Below are 23,393 nucleotides of genomic sequence, written 5' to 3'. Positions count from 1 at the left end.
TGATTGTCAACAACGCATGGTTGCCGACGACCGGATCGGAGTCAGCCGTCCCCGATCAGTGGCGCCAACCCGTCGAGTAGTCGGGCGAGGCCGAAATCGAACACTTCGTCGGGAGCTCCCGGCGCCTGATGATGCTCACCTGCAACGGTTCCCACGCGATCGGCGAGCGGGAACCCCCCGTCGGGGATCACCGCGTCGAGTTCGGGTGCGACAACCTCCCACCACTCCACGTCGGTCATGCCGCTGTCGGCCACCGCCGCATCGGCTGCCAGCGCCTCCCGGGCGTTGCCGGTCACGAAGGCGGAGAGGAGACCGAGGATGTGGTCGCGGTCGAGGTCCGAGATGTCCAGCGGTTCGAGCAGTTCGAGTTGGCGTTCGTAGCGGGCGAGGCGATGGGGACCGAGGACCTGTCGCCACGGGTTGGCGTCGATCAACCAGGGATGCGCCAGGTATTCGGCGCGCAGATGGCGTGCGACCTCGGCGAGGGATTCCCGGACGGTCGACGCCGGGCCGGGCATCGGGTCGCCGGCGACATGGTCCACCATGAGCGCGACCAGCACGTCTCGCGTGGGCACGTAGGTGTAGAGGGTCATCGGGCCGACGCCGAGCTCGGCGGCGAGTGCCCGCATCGACACCGCCGGCAGTCCGCGCTCGTCGGCTAGCGCGATCGCCTTGGCGACGACCTCGTCGACGGTGACCCGTTGGCGCGGACCCCGCCTGGGCGCCTGCGGTTCCCCGCGTCCACGCCACAGCAACCGAACCAGGGTCCGGGCCTCGTCGGCTGTCGACATGGGCACCTCTTTCCGTACAGCGTACGAGATCCTCACCGTACCCAGTGGGCGGCATATTGTCCGGCGGGGAAACGAAAGCCCTCCCGGGAATCCCGGGAGGGCTTTCGTGTGCTCAGTGCAGATCTACTGCGCGAGCGGAGCTATCAGGCGTTGCCCGACAGCTTCTCGCGCAGAGCGGCGAGCTGCTCATCGCTGGCCAGCGAACCGCCGGTGGAAGCGCCACCGGTGTTCGACGAGCCACCGCGGCTCTCCGAAGCCGACGAGTAGTCGGTCGGGGCGTTGGCAGCCTCGGCTGCGGCAGCGGCGAACTTCTCCATCTGGGCGGTGTGCATCTTGTGGCGACGCTCGGCCTCGGCGTACCGGGCCTCCCATGCCTCACGCTGCTTCTCGAAGCCTTCGAGCCATTCGTTGGTCTCGGCGTCGAAGCCCTCGGGGAAGATGTAGTTGCCCTGCTCGTCGTAGCTGTCGGCCATGCCGTACTTCGAGGGGTCGAACTCCTCGGTGTAGTCCTCGTTGGCCTGCTTGAGGCTCAGCGAGATACGACGACGCTCGAGGTCGATGTCGATGACCTTGACCATCGCATCGTCGTTGACGGCGACAACCTGGTCCGGGACCTCGACGTGGCGCTCGGCCAGCTCGGAGATGTGGACCAGACCCTCGATGCCCTCGTCGACGCGGACGAACGCACCGAACGGCACCAGCTTGGTGACCTTGCCCGGGACGATCTGACCGATCGCGTGGGTGCGGGCGAACTGACGCCACGGGTCTTCCTGAGTGGCCTTGAGCGACAGCGAAACACGCTCGCGGTCCAGATCCACGTCGAGGACCTCGACGGTGACCTCGTCGCCCACGGCGACAACCTCGGACGGGTGATCGATGTGCTTCCAGGACAGCTCGGAGACGTGGACCAGACCGTCGACGCCGCCGAGATCGACGAACGCACCGAAGTTGACGATCGAGGACACGACGCCCTTGCGGACCTGGCCCTTCTGCAGCTGGTGCAGGAACTCGCTGCGGACCTCGGACTGGGTCTGCTCGAGCCATGCACGACGCGACAGGACCACGTTGTTGCGGTTCTTGTCGAGCTCGATGATCTTGGCCTCGATCTCCTTGCCGATGTACGGCTGCAGATCGCGGACGCGACGCATCTCCACGAGCGATGCCGGGAGGAAGCCGCGCAGGCCGATGTCCAGGATCAGGCCGCCCTTGACGACCTCGATGACGGTGCCCTTGACGGCCTCGTCCTTCTCCTTGAGCTCCTCGATGGTGCCCCAAGCCCGCTCGTACTGCGCACGCTTCTTGGAGAGGATCAGACGGCCTTCTTTGTCCTCCTTGGTGAGGACCAGGGCCTCGACCTCGTCACCGACGTTGACGACCTCGTTGGGGTCAACATCGTGCTTGATCGACAGTTCGCGGGAAGGAATGACGCCTTCGGTCTTGTAACCGATGTCGAGCAGAACCTCGTCCCGATCGACCTTGACGATGGTGCCCTCGACGATGTCGCCATCGTTGAAGTACTTGATCGTGGAGTCGATGGCGGCGAGAAAGTCCTCGGCAGTGCCAATGTCATTGATGGCTACTTGCGGCGAGGTGATCGTGGGGGACGACATATGTTGAGTTGCTCCGGACAGGTGTGTAGTAGGTACAGTGCTTGACGTATTGATCGGCACAAAACCCCTGATCAGAAGCATTTCGATCGGGGCGCGTGCCTGTCGCGCGTCATCGAGCGCACGCGCGTTCTCCAAGCCTACTCCAGCGGGATTGTGCTGGGCAAATGCCCTTGAGACGGCCCCTCTCGCGCAGCCTGTGACGAACTCGGTGAGTGACGGCCGACACGCCGGGTAGTCGTGTTCCGTTCCCCTCGAGCGCGCGGACAAGGGTCGACAAGGGTCTGTGGTCACATTCTGCACCGATCGGTGGCTAATCGCGCTGTGACGCGAGTGCCGCGGTGCGTTTGGTGATCCACGACCGCAGCGATTCGACGGCTTCCTCTCGGTCGCCCGCGGACAGTTTGTCGGTGACCGGCACGGCTGCCGCGACACCGTCGAGTACGGAGTCGGCGAGCCCGTCGGCGTAGATCCGGTCGTACAGCTCCCAGTAGGTGGAGCGGTACAGATCGACGAATGCTCCCCCGGGTTCGGTCGCCGCGGCGAGGAAACGGGTTTTCAAGGGGTTCTTGACGTCACGCAGACCTGGCGGTCGCGCTCCGCCGGGTCCTGCTCCCTCGGGCGGCGGCACGGCGTCTGCCGTGGGCTGCTCGCCGCCCGCCGCAGGCTGCGGGCCGGCCGCACCGGGCGGCTGCTGTCCGCGGCGGCCGCCCATGGGTCCGATGGAGACCTCGTCATCAGGCCCGGCACCGGGGTCCCCGTTCATGGCGAGGTTGAGATCCCAGGAGACGACGGTGAACTTCTTCGACCCGAGGTCGTACCAGAGGTAGTAGTTCTGACCCGGTCCGCTCATGTCGTCGCCGTTGCCCAGCAGATTCTGCGTGGCCACGTACCTTGCGAAGGACTTCACGTCGACCCACTGGTCGAGTTCCTCGGCGAACTCCCGGTCGTCGGCTGAGTCGAGCCAGCGGGCGAGGTTGATGATCGGCTGGAGGTTGCCGCTGCCGACCGAGTTGATCTGTACGAACTGCTCGGCGTAGTCGGATTGGTCGTCCCCGACATACTTCAGTCTCGAGTTCGCGTCCGCCTTGTAGAGGTAGCCCTTCGAGTCGAAGAGGCTCTCCGCATAACTCGCTTCAGGATGCTCGAGGACCAGCTTGGTGGCGGTGGCGCTGCCGTTGATCGAGTAGGTCACGTAGCCGTAGCGCTGCGAGCTCTGGCCGGTCTGCGCCGTCAACGACAGTGCGGTCGCCTCGTTCAGCACCGGGCTACCCGGCCGCACCGACAGTTCGGTCATGCCCTGGTATGCGCGACCGTCGAAATACTCGTCGAAGCTCAACAGCAACGGCAACGACGTCGGGTCGTCCTTCGACACCTGCGTCATCGTCTTGCGCATCCGGTCCAGGGCACCTGGATCGAATGCGGCGGGATCGAACCCGGGCGGCATCTGTCCCGGTGCCCCTTCTGCGCCGCCGGCCGGCTGCGGCGGACCACCGCCCTTCCGATCCCCACCCGGACCGAACCCTTTGCCGCGCAGGCCCATCAGGGTCGAATTGCCCTTGAGCCGGACGGCCACGTCGTCGAGACGGGTGCCGTCGATCACGACGTCGGCGGTGACCCAGTCCTTGCTGCCGTCCTTCTCGAACGACGACAGCATCGACCGGTACTCCGCATCGGTCATGTCGATGGTCAGCTCGTGGGAGACCGACGGATCGAACAGGTCGACGGTCCCGGCGACGTTCGTCGTGATCTCCGAGGCGATGACATCCGCGTCCCCGGTGATGAACGGCCGGATCTTCCACCCGCCGAACACCGTTGCCATCACGAGGACGAAGACGACGAACGCCACCGGCCACTTCCAGTGCTGGCGGAGCGACCGTGGGATGCGGTGCCGTAAGCGCGCACGCGGGGGTGTCAGACGAGCGGTTTCCGCGGGAGCCGCGGGAGTACGGCCGTCGGGACTGTCGGACATCGGTTCTAGATGTCCGTCTGGTCGTAGCCGGTCAGCACGGTGACGCGCTGTCCGGTGTTGACCGCGCTCAGCGCGGAGATCAGCTCACCCGGCTTGGTGCCCTTCTTCAGCTGGGCCGTGTAGTACAGCTCCGACAAGGCCCCGGAGCGAACGGATTCGGTGGACACGAGCTCGAATTCCTTGCACTTGTCGATCAACACGTCCTCGACGCGGGCGGTGTACTCGGGCTCCGGCGGAACCTGGACCTTGACGACCTGACGCTGGACGTCGAGCTTGAACCAGTTGAACTTGCTCATCAGCACCATCACCAGGCAGATCGCGACGGTGGCCGCGATCGCCAGGACATAGAAGCGGGTACCGGTGGTCATACCGATCGCCATGACCAGGAAGATGAAGCCGACGTCGCGTGTCTCCTTGATGGCGTTGCGGAATCGCACCACCGACAACGCGCCGACGAGCGCGAACGCCCGGGCGATGTTCGATCCGACCACGAGCATGATCAGCGACACCACCATGCCGACGATCACCAAGGTCTGGACATAGGACTGGCTGTAGGAGACGTTCTTGTGGGTCAGCCGGTAGACCCAGCCGATGATCGCCGACAGCACGAAGGACAGCGACAGGGACACGATGATGTCGAAGGTGGTGAATGTGCCACTGAGGTCTTGGATCTCGAAGTTCATTGTCTGCTTTCAGATTTATCTAGAGCGTGCTGAAGAGGTCGTCGGGCACCCGGTCGTGCTCGCCCGGCGGGATGATCAGTTCCGGTGCACCGACGATCGACCTCGGCGCCAATCCGAAAGCCTGGATCGACTGGCAGTACTTGGAGACCCGGATCACCGACATGTCCATCCGGGCGGTCAGGTCGGTGGCCCAGTACGGCACCCGTTCGTTGGCCTTGAGTTCGACGATCGCCAGGCGCGGCGGGATCGTGAAGCGGTTCCGGGCTTTCGAACCGAAGTAGAAGTCGCGGTCACGGCCGTGCACCTTGTGATCGATGGTCACCCGGAGTCCGAGATCGGCGTCGCGACCCACGAATGCCTCGCGTAGATAGCCGGTGGTGACGGTCGGCCGGAGGTCGAGGTTTCCGATCAGTGTGGTGACCTCTTCGACGAACGGCCTCTGCGAGTCGTCGCAGTCGATCGTCTGCCGGTCGTCGAGCCAGCTCCGCGCGATGCCGTAGGGCATGGCGGTCCGTCGTTTCTGTGTGACGCGATTGACCCGCTGCTTGATCTCGATCTGCACCGGGGTCTCCTCGGTGCACGCCGCGGGATCGCCGTACAGCCGCATCCGCAACTTCCGCCGGAACTTGAGCCCTTCGATCTTCTCCCAGTAGAAGCGCAGATCCGGAGTGTCGTAGTACAGCGACGTGACCGGATATCCGCCCACCGGAGAGTGCGGATCGGAGTCCATGCGCGCAGCCAACTCTCGACGCAGTTCGGGCACGCGCATCTCGTCGACGAAGTACTTGATCTCGTAGCGATTGAAGGCGTGGAGTCTGCTGGCGGTCTCCTGGAAGCCGGACGCGCGTACAGGTGTGGGCGGGTCCTCGTCGGTCGATGATTCGTCACCGCCGGTCCGCTTGAACCAGCTCGTGATTCCCACACTTCTCCTTCCTCGGCGGCCACATGCTCAGCGGCCGCAGATCACCCCGTTCGGAGGACTCGTCCACTTCATCAGATGAACCTTCGGAAACGGTGCGGTGAAACTGGGAAGTTGCTGTCAGCTCTGACCTGGGTAAACGCAGCGAGTGCCGAGAGCCCTGGGACATGCGGAAAGCAGACACGTCGCTCACCTGCCGGTGATCGTGAACCGAACCGCGGGGCGCTGTACGGGTGCTCTGGTTGACTACATCCGTGGCACATTCGATCGAGTTGTTACCCGACGACGACACCGACGCCTGGGTGCGGCGCCGCTGGTCAGCGCTCGCCGACGGAGGCCTTCCCAGTGCGCAGCGCGTGCGATCGGACACCAACCGTCCGCACGTCACCCTCCTGGCGGCACGCCACATCACCTCCGCCGCCGACGCCGCTCTCGGTCCCGCCGCCCAGCGCCTACCGTTGCGGTGCATCATCGGGGCACCCGTCGTGTTCGGTCACGGCTCCCGCCACACCCTGGCGCTGCTCGTCGTCCCCAGCACCGAACTGCTGTCGCTCCACGCCCAGGTGGCACGCACGGTTCGCGGTCACACGATTCACCCCGACGACGCCGCGGCCGGCATCGAGAACCCGAGCACCTTCGCGCATGTCGAGCCGGGCGGATGGACCCCGCACATCACCCTGGGCCGCCGCCTCACCTACCACCAGGTCGGCGAGGCACTCGCCACGCTCGAACCACTGGGTGAACCCGACCGGGTCTGCACCTTCACCGCGCTGCGCCGCTGGGATCCCGACGCCGCAACCGAGCACGTCGTCGCCGGCCGAGCCTGCTGACCTGCGGGGATGGGCCCCGAGTCGAAACCGCTCCGTGACCGGCCCGTGAGCCGACGCTGACATCGTTCCACCATGACGATCACCCCTGACAGCACCACACCGTCCGGGCAGGGCGCGGACAGTACGAGCGCAGACCACATCGGAGTCGTCTCCGCGGCACCGACCGCCGACGAATTCGCCGAGCGATTCCTCCACTCCACCCTGGCAACGGCGGAGACGATGAGCGTCTACCTCGGGGAGCGCCTCGGCTGGTACCAGTGTCTCGCCGATCACGGCCCGCTGACCGCTGATGACCTCGCCACCCGGACCGCCACCGATGCACGATTCGCCCGCGAATGGCTCGAGATGCAGGCCGCCTACGGCATCCTCGACGCCGACCTGTCCGGGACCGCAACGACATTCGACATCTCCCCCGGCGTCGCCGAAGTCCTCACCGATACCTCCAGCCTGAACTATCTCGGTGCACTACCGCGAATGTTCGCCGCGTCGTTCGGTCGATTGCCGGAACTGCTCGACGCCTACCGCACCGGCGGAGGTGTCAGTTGGGAACAGTTCGGAACCGACGCACGCGAATCGCAGGCCGCCCTCAACAGGCCGTGGTTCGAGTCCCGACTCGCACCCGCTCTCACCGGTGTGCCCCACCTTCACGAACTGCTGTCCCGCCCGGGTGCCCAGATCCTCGACATCGGGTTCGGCGCCGGATACTCGACGATCGCACTCGCCCATGCCTACCCCGACGCCAGGCTCCTCGGACTCGACATCGACGCCGATTCCGTGCAGATGGCACGGCGGAACGCCGAGGCCGCCGGGCTCGCCGAGCGGGTGCACTTCGAGATCGCCGGCGGAGAGGAAGCCGCTCGGCACGGCCCGTTCCACGCCGCCTTCGCCTTCGAATGCCTTCACGACATGCCCCGGCCCGTCGAGGTTCTCACCGCGGCGCGGCAGGCTCTCGCATCCGGGGCACCGATGATCGCCATGGACGAAGCAGTGTCCGACGAATTCTCCGGTCCCGCAGACGAACTCGACAAACTCATGTACGGGTTCTCGCTGTTCGTCTGCCTACCCGACTCGATGAGTTCACCACCGTCGGTCGCCACCGGCACCGTGATGCGACCCGCTACCCTGCGGTCCTACGCCGAACAGGCCGGTTTCCGGAGCGTCGAGGTACTGCCGATCGAGGATTTCGCCTTCTTCCGGTTCTACGAACTCCGCACCGGGTAGTCCTCGGCCCGCTCGCTCCGCTCCCGGCGCCGGTTGAGATTCGGCCCGCTCGCTCCGCTCCCGGCACCGGGTAGACCTCGGCCCGCTCACTCCGCTCCCGGCACCGGTTGGCTCGTCGACCGACCCCGAGCAATATCATCGCTGCATGTCCACCGACGACGACCGCGAGAGCACCACCGAGCAGGAGACCTCCGTGCGGCCCCCGCGCGTCCTGGGCGACGTCGACTCCGCGACGAGTGACCGAGCAAGCCGTTGGTGGTGGGACCACGACGCGGAGAACTACCACGACGAGCACGGCGCCTTCCTCGGCACGTACACCGGTGGCGGCGACTTCGTCTGGTGCCCGGAGGGCGTCCGCGAGTCCGAGGCCGGACTCCTCGGCGAGATCGAGGGCCGCACGATCCTCGAGATCGGTTGCGGCTCAGCGCCGTGCGCCCGGTGGCTCGCCGCTCACGGCGCCCATGCCGTGGGCGTGGACCTGTCTCGGCGCATGCTCGGGATCGGTCTCGATGCCATGGACGCCGACGAGGTGCGCGTGCCGCTGATCCAGGCGACCGCCGAGACCCTGCCCTTCGCCGACGAGTCCTTCGACACCGTCTGCTCCGCCTTCGGCGCCATCCCGTTCGTCGCCGACTCCGCCGGCGTCATGGCCGAGGTCGCACGAGTCCTGAAGCCCGGCGGCCGTTGGGTTTTCGCCGTCAACCATCCGATGCGCTGGATGTTCCTCGACGACCCGGGCCCCGAAGGGCTGACCGTTCGAATCCCCTACTTCAACCGCACGCCGTACACCGAGACCGACCCGAACGGGCAGATCACCTACGTCGAACACCATCGGACCATCGGCGACCGCGTCCGCGAACTACGTGCCGCCGGGTTCATCCTCGACGACATCATCGAACCCGAGTGGCCCGACGATCACGACCGCGAATGGGGCCAGTGGAGCCCGTTCCGCGGACGCTACTTCCCCGGCACCGCGATCTTCTGCAGCCACAAGCCCGAACAGCCGCGGGTACGCCCCGCGTCTTGAGGGCAATTCGAGTCTCAGAGCAACTTCGACAGGAACTCCCGCGTCCGCTCCTCCTGCGGGTTGGCGAGGAGTTCGCGCGGGTCGCCCTTCTCCACGACGACGCCGCCGTCCATGAAGACCAGCTGGTCGGCGACCTCTCGCGCAAAGCCCATCTCGTGGGTCACCACCATCATGGTCATGCCCGACGCGGCGAGTTCACGCATCACCTTGAGGACGTCGCCGACGAGTTCGGGGTCGAGTGCCGAGGTCGGCTCGTCGAAGAGCATGAGCTTGGGTTCCATCGCGAGAGCGCGGGCGATCGCGACGCGCTGCTGCTGACCGCCCGACAGCTGCGCCGGGTAGGCGTCGGCACGGTCGGACAGACCGACCCGCTCCAGCAGGTACTCGGCGCGTTCGATCGCCGCGGACCGCGGCTCCCTCTTCACCTGGATCGGTGCCTCGATCACGTTCTCAAGAGCCGTCCGATGCGGAAACAGATTGAAGTGCTGGAACACCATCCCGATGTCGCGACGCTGCGCGGCAGCGTCTTTGGCGCTCAGCTCGTAGAGCTTGCCGTTGCGTTCGCGGTAGCCGATGAGGTCGCCGTCGACATAGAGGCGGCCGGCGTTGACGACGTCGAGATGGTTGACGCACCGGAGGAACGTCGACTTACCCGAGCCGGAGGGCCCGATCAGACACGTCACCTCGCCTCGGGCGACCTCCAGCGAGATCCCCTTGAGGACCTGGACCGAGCCGAAGCGCTTGCACACCCGGTCGGCGAGGACCATCGGTGTCTCGGCGGAACTCATGCGTTCTCTCCCCCGGTCGTGCGGCCGGCTCCCGGCCCGTCCGCGATGTCGCCGGTGGCAGCGGTCTGCCCATCGGCCATCGCCTTGAGCTGGCGTGCGGTGAGCGCGCGGGTGGCGCCCCGCGAGTAATAGCGCTCCACGTAGTACTGACCGACCATCAGGATGCTGGTGACGACGAGGTACCACGTGGAGGCGACGAGCAGCAGCGGGATCGGCTCGAAGTTGACGCCGGAGATGTCACGCACGCGCCCGTAGAGGTCGAGGGTCAGCGGAACCGCCGCCACGAGGCTGGTCGTCTTGAGCATCGAGATCAGCTCGTTGCCGGTGGGCGGGATGATCACCCGCATCGCCTGCGGCAACACGGTGCGACGCATGGTCTGCGCCCACGACATGCCCAGAGCGATCGACGCCTCGGACTGTCCCTCACCGACCGATGAGACGCCTGCGCGCACGATCTCGGCCATGTAGGCGGCCTCGTTCAGGGCGAGGCCGATGACCGCGAACAGGAAAGCGGCGTTGAGCGTCTGGATGTCGAAGGACGCGAACTGGTGGACGAAGGGGATGCCGACGTCGATCTGCTTGTAGATCGCGGGGAACAGTCCCCAGAAGACGAGCTGCACGTAGACGGGGGTCCCGCGGAAGATCCACAGGTACACCCAGGCGGTGCCGCGCAGCACCGGGTTCGGCGAGAGTCGCATGATCGCGAGCGCGACGCCGAGGACGATCGCGATGGTCATCGCCAGCACTGTGAGGGCCAGGGTGTATCCGACGCCGGACAGCACGCGCTGGTCGAACATGTACTGGGCGTAGGTGCCCCACGCGTAGGCCTTGTTGGTGGCGGCTCCGTAGACGAAGAGCCCTGCCAACACGAGGATGATGACGGCGGCGATCCACTGCCCCGGTCTGCGGAGCGGTACCGCCTTGATCGGTTCGGGCTCGCCGGCCGTGGTGGTGTCGGTCTGCGGTGAGGTCATCTCAACTCACCGCCCCGTTGATGACGGAAGCATCGATCATGCCCTCCTGCAGGCCCCAGTTGGCCGCGATCTCTTCGTACTGTCCGTTGTCCATCAGGTATTGGACTGCCTTCTGCATCGCGGGTCCCAGCGGTGAGCCCTTGCGCACCGCCCATCCGTACGGCGCCGAATCGAACAGTTCACCGGCCGCCTTCAGTTTTCCGTTGGTGCGTTTGATGGCGTAGGCGGTGACCGGCGAGTCGGCCGACATCGCCTCGACCCGGCCGAGGATCAGGGCGTTGACCGCCTCGTCCTGGCTGTCGAACTTCACCTTGTCGATCGGCCGGAGACCCTTCGCTACGCATTCCGCGCTCTTGGCCGGGATCTCGTCGGTGTCCTCGTAGGTCGTGGTCTGCACGGCGACCCGCCGGCCGCACGCATTCGCCGGGTCGATGGTCTCGTCGGAGTCCGCGGACTGCGCCCACTGCACACCTGCGCTGTAGTAGGTCACGAAGTCGACCTGCTTCTCCCGCTCGAGAGTGTCGGTGAACGACGACATCCCCACCTGGTAGGTCCCGGCCTGGACCGACGGGATGATGGTGTCGAACTGCGATTCCTTGTACACCGGTTGCAGGTTGAGCACCTTGCCGACGGCGTTCATGAGGTCGACGTCATAGCCGATGATCTTGCCGTCCGGCCCCTTGAACTCATTGGGCTGGTAGGGCACGTTGACGCCGACCACCAGACGTCCGGTGCGCGCGATCTCGGGTGGGACGAGCGCCGCGATCGCCGGCACCTTCTCCACGTCGACGTTGATCGGTGTGACCTGGTTGGCGCGTTCCCGCTCCTCGTTGTTCACGCATCCGGTGAGAACGACCGCGAACGTGAGGAACACGGCGAGCAGTTGGGCCACGCGCGACCGGACACAGCGCTGGTCGACCCGCGTCGAGGCCCGTTCCACAACACATCCCTTCGATGACGTACAGATCACCTGATCAGACCAACTCACTGTAGTTTGCACCGGCCTCGGCGGCTGGCTACCGGGGGTTCACGCATGTCTTCGCGCGCGTCAGGCGACACGGGTCCGCCGCGCCACCTCGTCGGCGAACTCGCTGGTCGATGCCGTCCCGCCCAGGTCAGCGGTCGCAATCGAGGCCGCGAGGGTGTCGGCGACAGCGGAATCGATCCGATCGGCCGCCGCGACGAGGGCCGGGTCGTCGGTCATCAGCCCGAACCGCCGGAACCCCATCGACACCGACGCGATCATGGCGACCGGGTTCGCGACACCGCGTCCCGCGATGTCGGGAGCGGCACCGTGCGTCGCCTGTGCCATCACCTGGGTCGTCGAGCAGTTGACCGAACCGGCGATGCCGAGCGAGCCGGCGAGCTCGCCCGCCAGGTCCGACAGGATGTCGCCGAAGAGGTTCTCGGTGACGACGACGTCGAAGTCGGCGGGCCGGCGCACGAGCAGCGCAGCCATGGCGTCGACGTGTTGTTCGGTGATCTCGACGTCGGGGAACTCCTCGCCGATCTCCCGGCATGCGTCGCGGAACAGCCCGGTCGTCAGGCGCAGCACGTTCACCTTGTGCACGATGGTCACCCGAGCCGGGCTCCCCGACGCCGCGCGGTCGCGTGCGGCTTCGAAGGCGACCCGCGCGATGCGCTCACTCGCCGCGCGGGTCACGAGCCCCACGGCCAACGCGACGTCGGGGGTCGGCATGAACTCACCGCTCCCGACGGCCATGTTGCGGTCGGCGTACAGGCCCTCGGAATTCTCCCGGACGATCAGCACATCGATGTCGGGCGCGGTGGCCGGCACCCCCGAAAACGCCTTGGCAGGACGGAGATTCGCGAAGAGCCCGTACCGGTTACGGAGGACCGCACCCGGCGTGCGACTGCTGTGCTCGGGCGGATACGACGCCGAATCGTGCGGTCCGACGATCCAGAGTCCCAGATCGTCGAGTGCCGACAGCGTCGCCTCGGGAACCGGGTCACCGTGAGAGGCGATGGCGGTGGCGCCGAACGGGAGTTCGTCCCAGTCGATCCGGAAATCCTCCGCCGCGGCAGCCGCGTCGGCGACCGAGATGGCGGCGGGCACGATCTCCGGCCCGATGCCGTCGCCGGTGAGAACGCCGACCCGCCTGGGCGAGGAGACCATCAGTGGGCCGCGTCGTCCCAGGACCGACCGAACCCGACCGACACCTCGAGCGGAACCGACAGCGTGATGGCGTTGCCCATCTCCTCGCGCACCGCGGCCTCGACCGCGTCGCGCTCTCCGGCCGCCACCTCGACCACGAGTTCGTCGTGGACCTGCAGCAGCACCCTCGACGTCAGCTTCTCGGCGAGGAAACGCTTGTGCACGTTGATCATCGCGACCTTGATGATGTCGGCAGCGGTGCCCTGGATGGGTGCGTTGAGCGCCATCCGCTCCGCGGACTGGCGTCGTTGCCAGTTGTCGCTGTTCAGATCGGGCAGGTAACGCCGGCGGCCGAACAGGGTCGCGGTGTACTCGTTGCGCCGGGCTTCGGCGACCACGTCGTGCAGGTAGTCACGCACACCACCGAAGCGCGCGAAGTACGCCTCCATCTGGTCCTTGGCCTCGTCGCGGCTGATCTTCAGCTGGGCTGCGAGCCCGAAAGCACTGAGGCCGTAGGCGAGTCCGTACGACATCGCCTTCACGCGGTGACGCATCTCGGTGGTCACCTCGTCGATCGGCACACCGAAGGCACGCGATCCGACGAAGTTGTGCAGGTCCTCGCCGGTGTTGAAGGCCTCGATCAGACCTTCGTCCTCCGACAGGTGCGCCATGATCCGCATCTCGATCTGGCTGTAGTCGGCGGTCATCAGGCAGTCGTAGTTCACGCCCGACGCCTGGTCCGTCCCCACGACGAAGCCGCGGCGGATCTCTCGTCCGGCCTCGGTGCGGACCGGGATGTTCTGCAGGTTCGGCTCCGTCGACGACAGGCGCCCGGTGGCGGCGATGGTCTGGTTGAAGGTCGTGTGGATGCGACCGTCGTCGGCAACCGACTTCAGCAGACCGTCGACGGTGACCTTCAACCGCGTGGCGTCGCGATGCTCGAGAAGGTGTGCGAGGAAAGGATGTTGGGTCTTCTCGTACAACGACTGCAGCGCGTCGGCGTCGGTGGTGTAACCGGTCTTGGTCTTCTTGGTCTTCGGCATGTCGAGCTTGTCGAAGAGCACGGTCTGCAGCTGCTTCGGCGAACCGAGGTTGATCTGTTCGCCGATGACCTCGTAGGCGGACTCGGCGGCCGCACGGATGCGGTCGTTGAACATCTGTGCCAGCGCGTTGAAGTGGTCGACGTCGACGGCGATGCCGGCGGCCTCGAGGTCGGCGAGCACGAACGACAGCGGCAACTCCATCTCGGTGAGCAACGGCTTGGAGTCGATGCGGTCGAGTTCGGTGTCGAGGGTGTCGGCGAGCTCCTGCACCGCGCGCGCCTCGAGCATGTGCTGTTCGGCGACCTTGCCCTCGGTGTCGTCGTCGAGCAGCGACATCTGGCCGTCGCCCGCACCGGTGTCGGCGCGCAGCTCACGGCGCAGGTATCGCAGGGCGAGGTCATCGAGGTTGAAGGTCCGCTGCCCGGGGCGGACGAGGTATGCCGCCAACGAGGTGTCGCTGGTGACGCCGTCGAGCTTCCACCCGCGCGAACGCAGCGCGTGCACCGCCCACTTGGCCTCGTGAACAGCCTTGAGCGCCTGCGGGTCGGCGAGCCAGTTGGCCAGCGCCGCATCGTCTTCCGGCGTCAGGGTGGTCACGTCGACATACGCTGACGAGGCGTCGGCCGCCGCGATCGCCAGCCCGGTCGGGTCGGACCCCACGACGACGTGCGGCGCGGTCACCGCGAGACCGGTCCGGCCGGTCCGGGCGTGTTCGTCGAGCCATCCCGCGACCTCGCCGGCGCCGAGGACCGAACCGTCGAGATCGAACCCCGCCTCGGCCTCCGGCTCGACCGAGCTCAGGGTCGAGAACAGGCGGTCGCGCAGGACACGGAACTCGAGGTCGTCGAAGAGCTGGTGGATACGGTCGCGATCCCAGCCGACCATCGCGAGGTCTTCGGGTCCTGCGGGAAGCTGCATGTCGCGGATGAGTTCGGTGAGCTGACGGTTGGTCTGCACCGAGGCCAGATTCGCGCGCAGCGCATCTCCGACCTTGCCCTTCACCTCGTCGACGTGATCGACGAGCGAGGCCAGCGATCCGTACTCGCGAATCCACTTCGACGCGGTCTTCTCCCCCACACCCGGGATGCCGGGCAGGTTGTCGCTGGGGTCGCCGCGCAGGGCCGCGTAGTCGGGGTACTGGGTGGGGGTGAGGCCGTACTTCTTCTCCACCTCTTCAGGGGTGAAGCGGGTGAGGTCCGAGACACCCTTGCGCGGGTAGAGCACGGTGGTCGACGGATCGACCAACTGCAGCGAGTCGCGGTCGCCGGTGACGATCAGGACCTTGAAGCCCTGTTCGCGAGCCTGGGTCGCGAGGGTCGCGATGATGTCGTCGGCCTCGAAGCCCTCGATCGCCATGACCGTGACGCCCAGCGCGTCGAGGACCTCCTTGGTGAGGTCGACCTGTCCGTTGAACTCGTCGGGCGACTTGGAGCGCTGCGCCTTGTACTCCGGGAACATCTCCGAGCGGAACGTCTTCCGCGAGACGTCGAAGGCGGCCGCGATGTGCGTGGGTTCCTCGTCGCGCAGCAGGTTGATGAGCATCGAGGTGAAGCCGTAGACCGCGTTGGTGGTCTGCCCGGTGGCCGTCTTGAAGTTCTCGGCGGGAAGCGCGAAGAACGCCCGGTAGGCCAGGGAATGCCCGTCGAGGAGCATGAGGACCGGTTGCTTGGTCTTGCCCTTGCTGCCGGTACGGGTAGCTGCCGAGGAACTCTGCGCTGGACTCACAGTCGCTGAGTCTAGTGATCCGTCCCGACACTCGGACCCGCCCCGCCTGGGACGACCGGAAGGGCCGGTCGGATGAGGGGCGGCCAGGTGTCACATCGGCCGGTACATCGCCCAGACCCTGGGTCCGTCGAGCGGAAGTTCGAACTCCTCGGTGACCTGGAAGCCGAACCGCTCGTACAGCGGGACGTTGAGCGCGTTGGAGCTCTCGAGGTAGGCCGGGCCGTCGATCTGCTCGAGCCGGTGCTGCAGCAGCGCCGTGCCGATGCCGGCCCCCTGGATCGGCGCGCCGATCTGGCCCAGGTACCAGTGCGGTTCCTTCGGCCGGTGCTTGGCGAACTCGGTCTCGAGCTTGATCCCGCGGCCGATCCGCGGACCGAGGGTCCGCAGGAACTCCCAGGACGACACGAGCTGGGCCCGCGTCGAGATCTTGTGCCCGGGCGGATCCCAGGCGGCCACACCGACCGGTTGCCCGTCGCGCATCGCGAGGTCGATCGTCGACCCCTTCCCGTGGGTGTGGACGAGCAGCGTCCGGAACACCGCGCGGTGCCGAGAGGTGTCCGGGTCCATCCAGACCGTCACCGGGTCGTCGGCGAACGCCTGCGCGAGCAACGCACTGGCGAGTTCGACATCTTTCGTCTGCGTGACGGTCACCGGCACCATCCGACCAGCGTACGGACCGACGGGCACGCCGCCACCGAAACCCGTCCACGGAACTCTCTCTGCGCCGCAGCAGATGTAACTTCCGGGAAACGTCGTTGTCGTCACGTTGCGACGACGCTGCGGCTAATGTCCCGCAGGGTGACCGGCCGCGCACTGGTCGGCTCCGGTCATGTGCCGATGGATGTCACTGGCGAACAGCTCCACAAGGAGGTACCACCCTCGATGACAGAGCCTGACCGGCAGGCCGCACTCGTGTCCGACGACCACTCCGAACGGATTCACGCGCATCGCCCCGAGTGTCAGCCCGCCCGCCAGACCCGATCACCGTCCAGCCGCCCGCCATCCCGGCGTCGCACACCGGCGTCGACGCGGCGCACCGCCCTGTCCGTCCTGCTCTTCATCGCGGCGTCGATGCTGTGCGGACTCTTCGGCACCCCGTCCGCCGACGCCGCACCCGACGAGGTCCGGGTGTTCGGTGTCCTGCGGAACGGCACCGAGAAGGTCGAGGGGGTGAAGCTCGAGGCCAAGGACGCGTCGGGCAGCGTCGTCGGGACGGCAACGTCGTCGGCGACCGGCGCGTGGTCGATCATGGTGCCGCCCGGGAAATACACCGTCGTCGTCGACACCGACTCTCTCCCAGACGATGTCGAGGTCCAGAAGTCCGAACTGCCGGTCGATGTCAGCGGCGGGACGGCACGCCCGGTCATCTTCTCGTTCGGTGAGGTGCGGACCGGAACGGAGGTCTCGGCGGTCGCCGAACTCACCCGTCTGGCCATCGACGGCATCCGCTTCGGTCTCATCATCGCCATCACCGGTGTCGGCCTCAGCCTGATCTTCGGGACAACAGGCCTGACCAACTTCTCGCACGGCGAGCTGGTGACCCTGGGCGCGGTGGTTGCGTGGGTGTTCAACGTGAAGGTCGGGCTGCAACTGATCCCGGCGACGATCCTCGCCGTCATCGTCGGCGTCGGCATCGGCATCCTCAACGAACTCGGCCTCTGGAGACCGCTGAGACGACGACGAACGGGGCTGATCGCCATGCTCGTCGTGTCGATCGGCCTCGCCCTGGTGATGCGGTATCTGATCCTGATCTTCTTCTCGGACCGGTCCGAACCGTTCAAGGACTACCAGGCTCAGACGCAGATCGGCTCGGGCCCGTTCGCGATCACGCCGGTGAATCTCGCCTGCATCGTCATCTGCATCGTCGTGCTCCTCGGCGTCGCTCTGTTGTTGCAGCGCACCAGGATCGGCAAGGCCATGCGCGCCGTCGCCGACAACAAGGACCTGGCCGAGTCGTCGGGTATCGACGTCGACCGGGTCATCCTGTTCGTGTGGGCGCTGGCCGGCGGCCTGGCGACACTCGGCGGCGTGATGTTCGCGCTCTCCGAGCTCGGCGGCCGCGTCCAGTGGGAGATGGGATTCAAGCTCCTGCTGCTGATGTTCGCGGGCATCACGCTCGGCGGACTCGGCACGGCCTACGGCGCGTTGCTCGGCTGCCTCATCGTCGGATTGCTGGTGCAGTTGTCGACCTACATCCTCAGCCCCGACCTGAAGTACATCGGCGGCCTGTTGATCCTGATCATCATCCTGACCATCCGGCCCCAGGGCATTCTCGGATCGCGAGCGAGGATCGGCTGACCCATGGACATCATCTCAGCGCTACAGATTGCGTTCGCACAGCTCATCGGCCCGTCGGCGATCTTCTACGCCCTACTGGCCATCGGACTCAACCTGCACTTCGGCTATGCCGGACTGCTCAACTTCGGGCAGATCGCCTTCGCCCTCCTCGGCGGATACGGCGTGGGCATCATGGCCGTCAACTACGACCAGCCCCTCTGGCTCGGCGCCATCGTGGGTATCGCCGCCGCGGGCATGCTCGCGGTGGTCCTCGGAATTCCGACACTTCGTCTCCGCGCGGACTATCTGGCGATCGTCACCATCGCCGCGTCGGAGATCCTGCGACTGGTGTTCCGGTCGACGTCGTCGGACGATTTCACCCACTCCACCAACGGGATCTACGGCTACGCCAGCGGCTTCTTCTCGATCAGCCCGTTCGACAACGGCAAGCAGTACTCGTTCTTCGGGGTCAAATTCCTCGGCGGCGACCTGTGGTCGATGGTGGTGGGCTGGTCCGTCGTCCTGCTCCTGTGCCTCATGGTCTATCTGCTCGTGCACAGCCCGTGGGGTCGCGTGCTCAAGGCGGTCCGCGAGGACGAGGACGCGGCCCGATCGCTCGGCAAGAACGCCTATTTCTTCAAGATGCAGGCGCTCATCCTGGGCGGTTGTATCGGTGGCCTCGCGGGCGTGTTCAACGCACTCGCGACGCAGTCGATCAACCCGGACTTCTACTCCACCGCCCAGACCTTCTTCGCCTACGGCGCACTGATCCTCGGTGGCGCGGCGACGGTCTTCGGACCGGTCGTGGGCGCGATGCTGTTCTGGTTCCTGCTGGCCATCCCCGACGCGTTGTTGCGCCAGGCCACGGCCGGCGACAACCCCATCCTGGACCTCTCGGCACAGCAGGTCGGCGCGATCCGCTACGTGCTGCTGGGTCTGGCGATCATCCTGATGATGGTGTTCCGACCACAGGGGCTCCTCGGCAACAAGAGGGAGGTGCAGCTCGATGCCTGATGACGGACGCCATTCAGCACCCGGCGACGAGTCCTCGACGCCGTTGAACGACACCGGGATCGTCGTCGACGACACCGACACCGACACCGACCCCGACATCGCCGGTACGCGGGCCACGCGTCGCGATCTGACCACCCTGTCGGCACCCGAGCGCTCGCGACTGTTCGCGGAGGTGTCACCCGAACCCGGATCACCGAAACCCGATCCGATCATCGTGGTGGACAACATCTCCCGCACCTTCGGCGGCATCAAGGCAGTCCAGGTGGACCACCTCGAGGTGCAGCGTGGCGCGATCACCGGGCTCATCGGTCCCAACGGAGCCGGGAAGACCACGTTCTTCAACCTGATCACCGGTTTCGACAAGCCCGATTCCGGAACGTGGTCGCTCAACGGCGAATCCCTCGGCCGGATGGTCCCGCATCAGGTCGCGCGTCGCGGCATGGTCCGCACCTTCCAGCTGACCAAGGCACTGTCGAAGCTGTCCGTGCTCGACAACGTCAAGCTCGGTGCCACCGGCCAGCGCGGCGAACACTTCCTCTCCGCCCTCGCACCGTGGACCTGGCGCAAACAGGAAGCCGAGATCACCGAGCGCGCACACGAACTGCTGCGGCGTTTCAAGCTCGACGCGAAGGCGGACGACTTCGCCGGCTCGCTGTCCGGTGGTCAGCGCAAGCTGCTCGAGATGGCACGCGCGCTGATGACCGACCCCGAGATCGTGATGCTCGACGAGCCGATGGCAGGTGTGAACCCGGCCCTCACGCAGAGCCTGCTCGAACACATCAAGTCCCTGCGCGACGAGGGTGTGACGGTGGTGTTCGTCGAACACGACATGGACGTGATCCGCGACATCAGTGACTGGGTGGTGGTGATGGCCCAGGGCCAGATCATCGCGGAATCCCTGCCGGATCGTCTGGGCGACAACGAGGCCGTCGTCGACGCCTATCTCGGCGGACACCATGATCAGGCGCTCGAATTCGACGACCAGGGTCAGCCCGTCGGTGCGACGGCGATACTCGCCGAACAGGTCGAGGCAGCCATCGAGGCCACCCTGGAAGAAGGCGGCGACCTCTCGGAGCCGGTCGAGCTACCGCCCGTCGATCCGGGCAGGGCCACCCCGGGACAGGTCGACACCGACAAGAAGGAGGCCGAGTGATGAGCTTGGCATCGAACGGCGGGTCGCTGACCCCCGCTCAGCTCGCGGCCACGCCGGACGAGCACCGAAAGCTCGCCACGAACGCGTTGATGCGGGCCGACGACATCACCGCCGGCTACCTTCCCGGGATCAACATCCTCGAGGAGTGCAACTTCTTCCTGAACGACGGGGAGATCGTGGGCATCATCGGACCGAACGGCGCCGGTAAGTCGACGCTGCTCAAGACCCTGTTCGGGCTGATCCCGGTTCGCGAGGGTTCGGTCACCCTGCGCGGTGACGACATCACTTCGGCCAAGGCACATGTTCTCGTCGACAAGGGCGTCGGATACGTTCCGCAGACACAGAATGTGTTCCCCGCGTTGACGATCGAGGAAAATCTCGAGATGGGCGTGTACCTGCGCCCGAAGACGTTCGCGAAACGATTCGAGTTCGTCTCCGAGCTGTTCCCGCTCCTGTCGGAGCGCCGGAAGATCAAGGCGGGCGCGCTGTCCGGCGGTGAACGTCAGATGGTCGCGATGGGCCGGGCGCTGATGATGGACCCGGCGGTGCTGCTGCTCGACGAGCCGTCGGCGGGCCTGTCCCCCATGTTCCAGGACGAGGTGTTCATCCGCTGCAAGGCGATCAACGCAACCGGCGTCTCGATCATCATGGTCGAGCAGAACGCCCGCCGCTGCCTCCAGATCTGCGACCGCGGTTACGTTCTCGACCAGGGTCGCAACGCCTACACCGACACCGGCAACAACCTGGCGAAAGACCCCAAGATCATCGAGCTCTACCTGGGCACGCTGGCCGGCAGCTCGGAGAAGAAGGCATAGTCTTCGCTCACGGTTTGTGTCCCCGCTCACACGGGGGCGCTGTGCGGCAACGGATTTCGTGAGCAGGCAAACGCAGGGACCCTCGGCTCGTGAGCCGAGGGTCCCTGGTTTGGTGGTGAACTACTGCGCGGCCACCGACACGTACTTGCGGGTCGGGGTCAACAGCTTGTTGTCCCCGTCGAACTCGAGGACACCGTACGAGCCGACGCTGGGCTCACCGGCGGCGTTGAACGCCAGGTTGCCGGTCTTGCCGACGTAGGCAATCGTCTTGCCGCTCTTCAGCGCATCCAGGCACGCCTGATACGAGTCGCAGTCCTCGTCGCCGTTCGTGACGCCGATGATGTTCGCGGCGATGGACCGGCCGTCGGTGGACTTGGCCGCAGTGGCCGCAAGGGCACTCAGGACGGCCGCATCGTAACTCTCACCGGCATAGTTGAAGTCGATGAGATTGCTGTCGACCTCCTTGAGCGCCTTCTGGAAGTCGGCGCTGGTCTGTGTCAGCGGCGTCGTGCCCTTCATGCCCTCGAGCAGTCCCGAGCCCACCGACCCGCCCAGCGCGTTACCCATGTTGCCGTCGACGCCGTAGACGAGCTTGCCGTCGCTCGGGCCGATGCCGATCTCGTGCATGCGGGTGAGGATCTTGGCGCTCTCCTCGAAGCCGATGAGAGCGATACCGTCCGGGTTGAAGTTCTTCACCTGGTCGACCTCGGCGTTGAACGACTGGGCGTTCGGGTCGTAGATGATCTTCTGGATCTGGTCGGCGGGCACACCGGCGGCCTCGAGGTCGCGAACGGTGTTGTCGGCCAGGCCGGTTCCGTACGGGTCGTTGAGGGCGAGAATGGACACACGCTGGACGCCGTCCTCGGCCATGATCTGCGAGAGTGCCTGTGCCTGCAGGACATCGGCGGGAGCGGTACGGAAGTACTGACCCTTGTCCTGGTAACAGGTGAACTCGTCGGAGGTGTTCGCCGGCGAGAACATGACCGCACCCGCGTTGGCGATCTTGTCGATGACCTTGAGCGACACCGACGACGACGCCGCACCGATGATCACCTGGGTGCCCGCGCTGAGCTCGCGGTCGACGGTGGCGTTCGCCGTGTCGGTGGTGGTGTCACCGGAGTCACCGGTGACGAGTTCGACCGGCTGGTCGAGCACGCCGCCGGCGGCGTTGATGTCCTTGACCGCCAGTTTGACGGCGGCGACCTCGGGCGGCCCCAGGAAGGCGAGGGAGCCGGTCTCGGGGAGCAGGGTGCCGATCTTCAGCGGAGCGGTGCTCTCGGGGCCCGGCGTGGCCTTCGGCGGGTTACAGGCCAATTTCTGTGCGAGGCCCTGACCGGGAGGTGCGGGAGTGGACTCTACGGCCGCGCTGGCCGACCCTCCGGACCCTTCGTCGGAACCAGAGTCAGAGCTGCTGCAGCCGGCGACGAGGAGCGCTGCCGCCGCCGTCATGACCACTGCCCCGCTCGTCAAAAAGCGAAAGGACATCAATGCTCTCCTTGCGATTCTCTTGTCGGACGAGAGCGGCGCATCGAGATCGACGCATCGAACCGCGCCTCGCTGGAAGAAAGCTAGCGCGATCTTGTTGCCCCTGCGTAAAGACAGTGAAACTGGCTTGCGCGCAGACGCATTGCGTCAAATCAACTTGTTCTTTGTCAGTTTGTTCCCAGTGTCTCCACGACCACCTGGGCCACGGCTTTCATCGTGGTCCGACGGTCCATCGCGGCACGCTGAACCCACTTGAACGCCTCGGGTTCGGAGAGGCCCTGTTTCTGCATGAGCAAGCCCTTGGCGCGTTCGACGAGCTTGCGGGTCTCCAGCCGCTCGTTCATCGTCGCGACCTCACGCTCGAGCAGCTTGAGCTCGTGGTACCGGCTGACGGCCACCTCGATGGCCGGCACCAGGTCGGCCTTGGTGAACGGCTTGACCAGATAGGCCATCGCCCCGGCGTCGCGGGCCTTCTCGATGAAGTCCCGCTGACTGAACGCGGTGAGCATGACGACCGGCGCGAGCCTCTTCTCCGCGATCTCCGTCGCGGCGTCGATCCCGTCGCGGACGGGCATCTTGATGTCCATGATGACGAGGTCGGGGTTCAGGGACTCCGTGAGTTCGACGGCGACCTGCCCGTTCGGGGCCTCGCCCACGACGTCATAACCCTCTTCACGGAGCATCTCGATCAGATCCATCCGGATCAGCGAGTCGTCCTCGGCCACCAGAACACGATGTGTCTTCGTGTTCTCCCCGGCCGTAGTGGTCGCACTGTCTGTCACTGTCACCATCCCCTCCTCCACGCCATAGTCGAAACAGAAGAGTACCGGTTACCGGGCCGGTCGGCCGATCATCTAGAGTTGGCTCCTGCACGGGGCAACCCGCGCACCGGCCCCCGTAGCCCAATTGGCAGAGGCAACGGATTCAAAACCCGTCCAGTGTGAGTTCGAGTC

At 66.1% G+C, this 23,393-nt stretch carries 20 protein-coding genes; 7 read left to right on the top strand and 13 right to left on the bottom strand.

The genetic code is table 11. The features are described 5' to 3' along the window. Nucleotides 1-41 precede the first annotated feature (41 nt). The 5 genes from OK17_RS08670 to OK17_RS08650 all read right to left on the bottom strand — a co-directional run bounded on the left by OK17_RS08670 (nt 42) and on the right by OK17_RS08650 (nt 5,975). Nucleotides 42-791 carry a TetR/AcrR family transcriptional regulator gene (locus tag OK17_RS08670; RefSeq protein WP_461417198.1) on the bottom strand — a complete coding sequence of 250 codons (750 nt, stop codon included), beginning with the start codon at nt 789-791 and terminating at the stop codon, nt 42-44. A gap of 143 nt (nt 792-934) precedes the next feature. Further along, nucleotides 935-2,401, bottom strand: a complete 1,467-nt coding sequence (rpsA, locus tag OK17_RS08665) for a 30S ribosomal protein S1 (RefSeq protein ID WP_005201078.1) — start codon at nt 2,399-2,401, stop codon at nt 935-937. 310 nt (nt 2,402-2,711) lie between these two features. Further along, on the bottom strand, nt 2,712-4,370 hold the full coding sequence (locus OK17_RS08660) for a CotH kinase family protein (protein ID WP_461417197.1): 1,659 nt from the start codon (nt 4,368-4,370) through the stop codon (nt 2,712-2,714). Between the two features lie 5 nt (nt 4,371-4,375). Beyond that, nucleotides 4,376-5,053 carry a DUF4956 domain-containing protein gene (locus tag OK17_RS08655; RefSeq protein WP_006867711.1) on the bottom strand — a complete coding sequence of 226 codons (678 nt, stop codon included), beginning with the start codon at nt 5,051-5,053 and terminating at the stop codon, nt 4,376-4,378. Between the two features lie 19 nt (nt 5,054-5,072). Next, nucleotides 5,073-5,975 carry a polyphosphate polymerase domain-containing protein gene (locus tag OK17_RS08650; protein ID WP_406567002.1) on the bottom strand — a complete coding sequence of 301 codons (903 nt, stop codon included), beginning with the start codon at nt 5,973-5,975 and terminating at the stop codon, nt 5,073-5,075. A gap of 251 nt (nt 5,976-6,226) precedes the next feature. On the opposite strand from OK17_RS08650, the gene OK17_RS08645 reads away from it, so the two are divergent. The 3 genes from OK17_RS08645 to OK17_RS08635 all read left to right on the top strand — a co-directional run bounded on the left by OK17_RS08645 (nt 6,227) and on the right by OK17_RS08635 (nt 9,050). Beyond that, nucleotides 6,227-6,802: a 2'-5' RNA ligase family protein gene (locus tag OK17_RS08645; protein WP_232717196.1), complete on the top strand. Its 576-nt coding sequence runs from the start codon at nt 6,227-6,229 to the stop codon at nt 6,800-6,802. 72 nt (nt 6,803-6,874) lie between these two features. Beyond that, a complete protein-coding gene (locus OK17_RS08640) occupies nt 6,875-8,023 on the top strand; it encodes a class I SAM-dependent methyltransferase (RefSeq protein WP_232717194.1) in 1,149 nt (382 codons plus the stop codon). A gap of 145 nt (nt 8,024-8,168) precedes the next feature. Further along, nucleotides 8,169-9,050, top strand: coding sequence for a class I SAM-dependent methyltransferase (locus OK17_RS08635; RefSeq protein WP_232717192.1), 882 nt, complete (start codon nt 8,169-8,171; stop codon nt 9,048-9,050). 14 nt (nt 9,051-9,064) lie between these two features. Here OK17_RS08635 and OK17_RS08630 read toward each other — a convergent pair whose 3' ends face one another. From OK17_RS08630 to OK17_RS08605, 6 genes are all read right to left on the bottom strand, one after another. Beyond that, complete coding sequence (locus OK17_RS08630; RefSeq protein WP_269784897.1) at nt 9,065-9,838, bottom strand: amino acid ABC transporter ATP-binding protein; 774 nt, start codon at nt 9,836-9,838, stop codon at nt 9,065-9,067. Next, on the bottom strand, nt 9,835-10,812 hold the full coding sequence (locus OK17_RS08625) for an amino acid ABC transporter permease (protein ID WP_232717191.1): 978 nt from the start codon (nt 10,810-10,812) through the stop codon (nt 9,835-9,837). Before OK17_RS08625 ends, OK17_RS08630 begins: the two co-directional genes overlap by 4 nt. A 1-nt stretch (nt 10,813) precedes the next feature. Beyond that, complete coding sequence (locus tag OK17_RS08620) at nt 10,814-11,752, bottom strand: ABC transporter substrate-binding protein (RefSeq protein WP_232717189.1); 939 nt, start codon at nt 11,750-11,752, stop codon at nt 10,814-10,816. A 108-nt stretch (nt 11,753-11,860) separates the two neighbouring features. Then, nucleotides 11,861-12,949, bottom strand: coding sequence for an isocitrate/isopropylmalate dehydrogenase family protein (locus OK17_RS08615; protein ID WP_461417196.1), 1,089 nt, complete (start codon nt 12,947-12,949; stop codon nt 11,861-11,863). Next, nucleotides 12,949-15,696 carry a DNA polymerase I gene (polA, locus tag OK17_RS08610; RefSeq protein ID WP_461417195.1) on the bottom strand — a complete coding sequence of 916 codons (2,748 nt, stop codon included), beginning with the start codon at nt 15,694-15,696 and terminating at the stop codon, nt 12,949-12,951. The genes OK17_RS08615 and polA overlap by 1 nt, the downstream gene beginning before the upstream one ends. Nucleotides 15,697-15,786: 90 nt before the next feature. Then, a complete protein-coding gene (locus OK17_RS08605; RefSeq protein ID WP_232717186.1) occupies nt 15,787-16,356 on the bottom strand; it encodes a GNAT family N-acetyltransferase in 570 nt (189 codons plus the stop codon). A 222-nt stretch (nt 16,357-16,578) separates the two neighbouring features. Here OK17_RS08605 and OK17_RS08600 point away from each other — a divergent pair, with 222 nt between their 5' ends. Genes OK17_RS08600 through OK17_RS08585 form a run of 4 tightly spaced genes read left to right on the top strand, consistent with a single transcriptional unit; the run spans nt 16,579 to nt 20,955 of the window. Next, nucleotides 16,579-17,994, top strand: a complete 1,416-nt coding sequence (locus OK17_RS08600) for an ABC transporter permease subunit (RefSeq protein ID WP_232717185.1) — start codon at nt 16,579-16,581, stop codon at nt 17,992-17,994. A gap of 3 nt (nt 17,995-17,997) precedes the next feature. After that, the gene (locus tag OK17_RS08595; protein ID WP_154884419.1) at nt 17,998-18,987 is read left to right on the top strand and encodes a branched-chain amino acid ABC transporter permease; all 990 of its coding nucleotides are present in this window, start codon (nt 17,998-18,000) and stop codon (nt 18,985-18,987) included. After that, nucleotides 18,980-20,140, top strand: coding sequence for an ABC transporter ATP-binding protein (locus OK17_RS08590; RefSeq protein WP_232717184.1), 1,161 nt, complete (start codon nt 18,980-18,982; stop codon nt 20,138-20,140). Before OK17_RS08595 ends, OK17_RS08590 begins: the two co-directional genes overlap by 8 nt. Next, the gene (locus tag OK17_RS08585; RefSeq protein WP_461417194.1) at nt 20,140-20,955 is read left to right on the top strand and encodes an ABC transporter ATP-binding protein; all 816 of its coding nucleotides are present in this window, start codon (nt 20,140-20,142) and stop codon (nt 20,953-20,955) included. The genes OK17_RS08590 and OK17_RS08585 overlap by 1 nt, the downstream gene beginning before the upstream one ends. A 120-nt stretch (nt 20,956-21,075) precedes the next feature. On the opposite strand, the gene OK17_RS08580 is transcribed toward OK17_RS08585, so the two are convergent. After that, on the bottom strand, nt 21,076-22,440 hold the full coding sequence (locus tag OK17_RS08580; RefSeq protein ID WP_232717182.1) for an ABC transporter substrate-binding protein: 1,365 nt from the start codon (nt 22,438-22,440) through the stop codon (nt 21,076-21,078). A 167-nt stretch (nt 22,441-22,607) separates the two neighbouring features. Next, entirely contained in the window at nt 22,608-23,231 is a 624-nt protein-coding gene (locus OK17_RS08575) for an ANTAR domain-containing response regulator (protein WP_232717180.1), read from the bottom strand. Nucleotides 23,232-23,393: the final 162 nt, after the last annotated feature.

This window comes from Gordonia sp. GN26 (genome assembly GCF_054823965.1).
Note: the sequence above shows the minus strand (reverse complement) of the source record. Positions and strands in the feature narration are given on the sequence as shown.

Coding starts and splice junctions, on each gene's coding strand:
- OK17_RS08670 (WP_461417198.1), bottom strand. CDS start 791: ATGTCGACAGCCGACGAGGCCCGGACCCTGGTTCGGTTGCTGTGGCGT.
- rpsA (WP_005201078.1), bottom strand. CDS start 2,401: ATGTCGTCCCCCACGATCACCTCGCCGCAAGTAGCCATCAATGACATT.
- OK17_RS08660 (WP_461417197.1), bottom strand. CDS start 4,370: ATGTCCGACAGTCCCGACGGCCGTACTCCCGCGGCTCCCGCGGAAACC.
- OK17_RS08655 (WP_006867711.1), bottom strand. CDS start 5,053: ATGAACTTCGAGATCCAAGACCTCAGTGGCACATTCACCACCTTCGAC.
- OK17_RS08640 (WP_232717194.1), top strand. CDS start 6,875: ATGACGATCACCCCTGACAGCACCACACCGTCCGGGCAGGGCGCGGAC.
- OK17_RS08635 (WP_232717192.1), top strand. CDS start 8,169: ATGTCCACCGACGACGACCGCGAGAGCACCACCGAGCAGGAGACCTCC.
- OK17_RS08630 (WP_269784897.1), bottom strand. CDS start 9,838: ATGAGTTCCGCCGAGACACCGATGGTCCTCGCCGACCGGGTGTGCAAG.
- OK17_RS08625 (WP_232717191.1), bottom strand. CDS start 10,812: ATGACCTCACCGCAGACCGACACCACCACGGCCGGCGAGCCCGAACCG.
- OK17_RS08615 (WP_461417196.1), bottom strand. CDS start 12,949: ATGGTCTCCTCGCCCAGGCGGGTCGGCGTTCTCACCGGCGACGGCATC.
- OK17_RS08605 (WP_232717186.1), bottom strand. CDS start 16,356: ATGGTGCCGGTGACCGTCACGCAGACGAAAGATGTCGAACTCGCCAGT.
- OK17_RS08600 (WP_232717185.1), top strand. CDS start 16,579: ATGACAGAGCCTGACCGGCAGGCCGCACTCGTGTCCGACGACCACTCC.
- OK17_RS08595 (WP_154884419.1), top strand. CDS start 17,998: ATGGACATCATCTCAGCGCTACAGATTGCGTTCGCACAGCTCATCGGC.
- OK17_RS08590 (WP_232717184.1), top strand. CDS start 18,980: ATGCCTGATGACGGACGCCATTCAGCACCCGGCGACGAGTCCTCGACG.
- OK17_RS08585 (WP_461417194.1), top strand. CDS start 20,140: ATGAGCTTGGCATCGAACGGCGGGTCGCTGACCCCCGCTCAGCTCGCG.
- OK17_RS08580 (WP_232717182.1), bottom strand. CDS start 22,440: ATGTCCTTTCGCTTTTTGACGAGCGGGGCAGTGGTCATGACGGCGGCG.
- OK17_RS08575 (WP_232717180.1), bottom strand. CDS start 23,231: ATGGTGACAGTGACAGACAGTGCGACCACTACGGCCGGGGAGAACACG.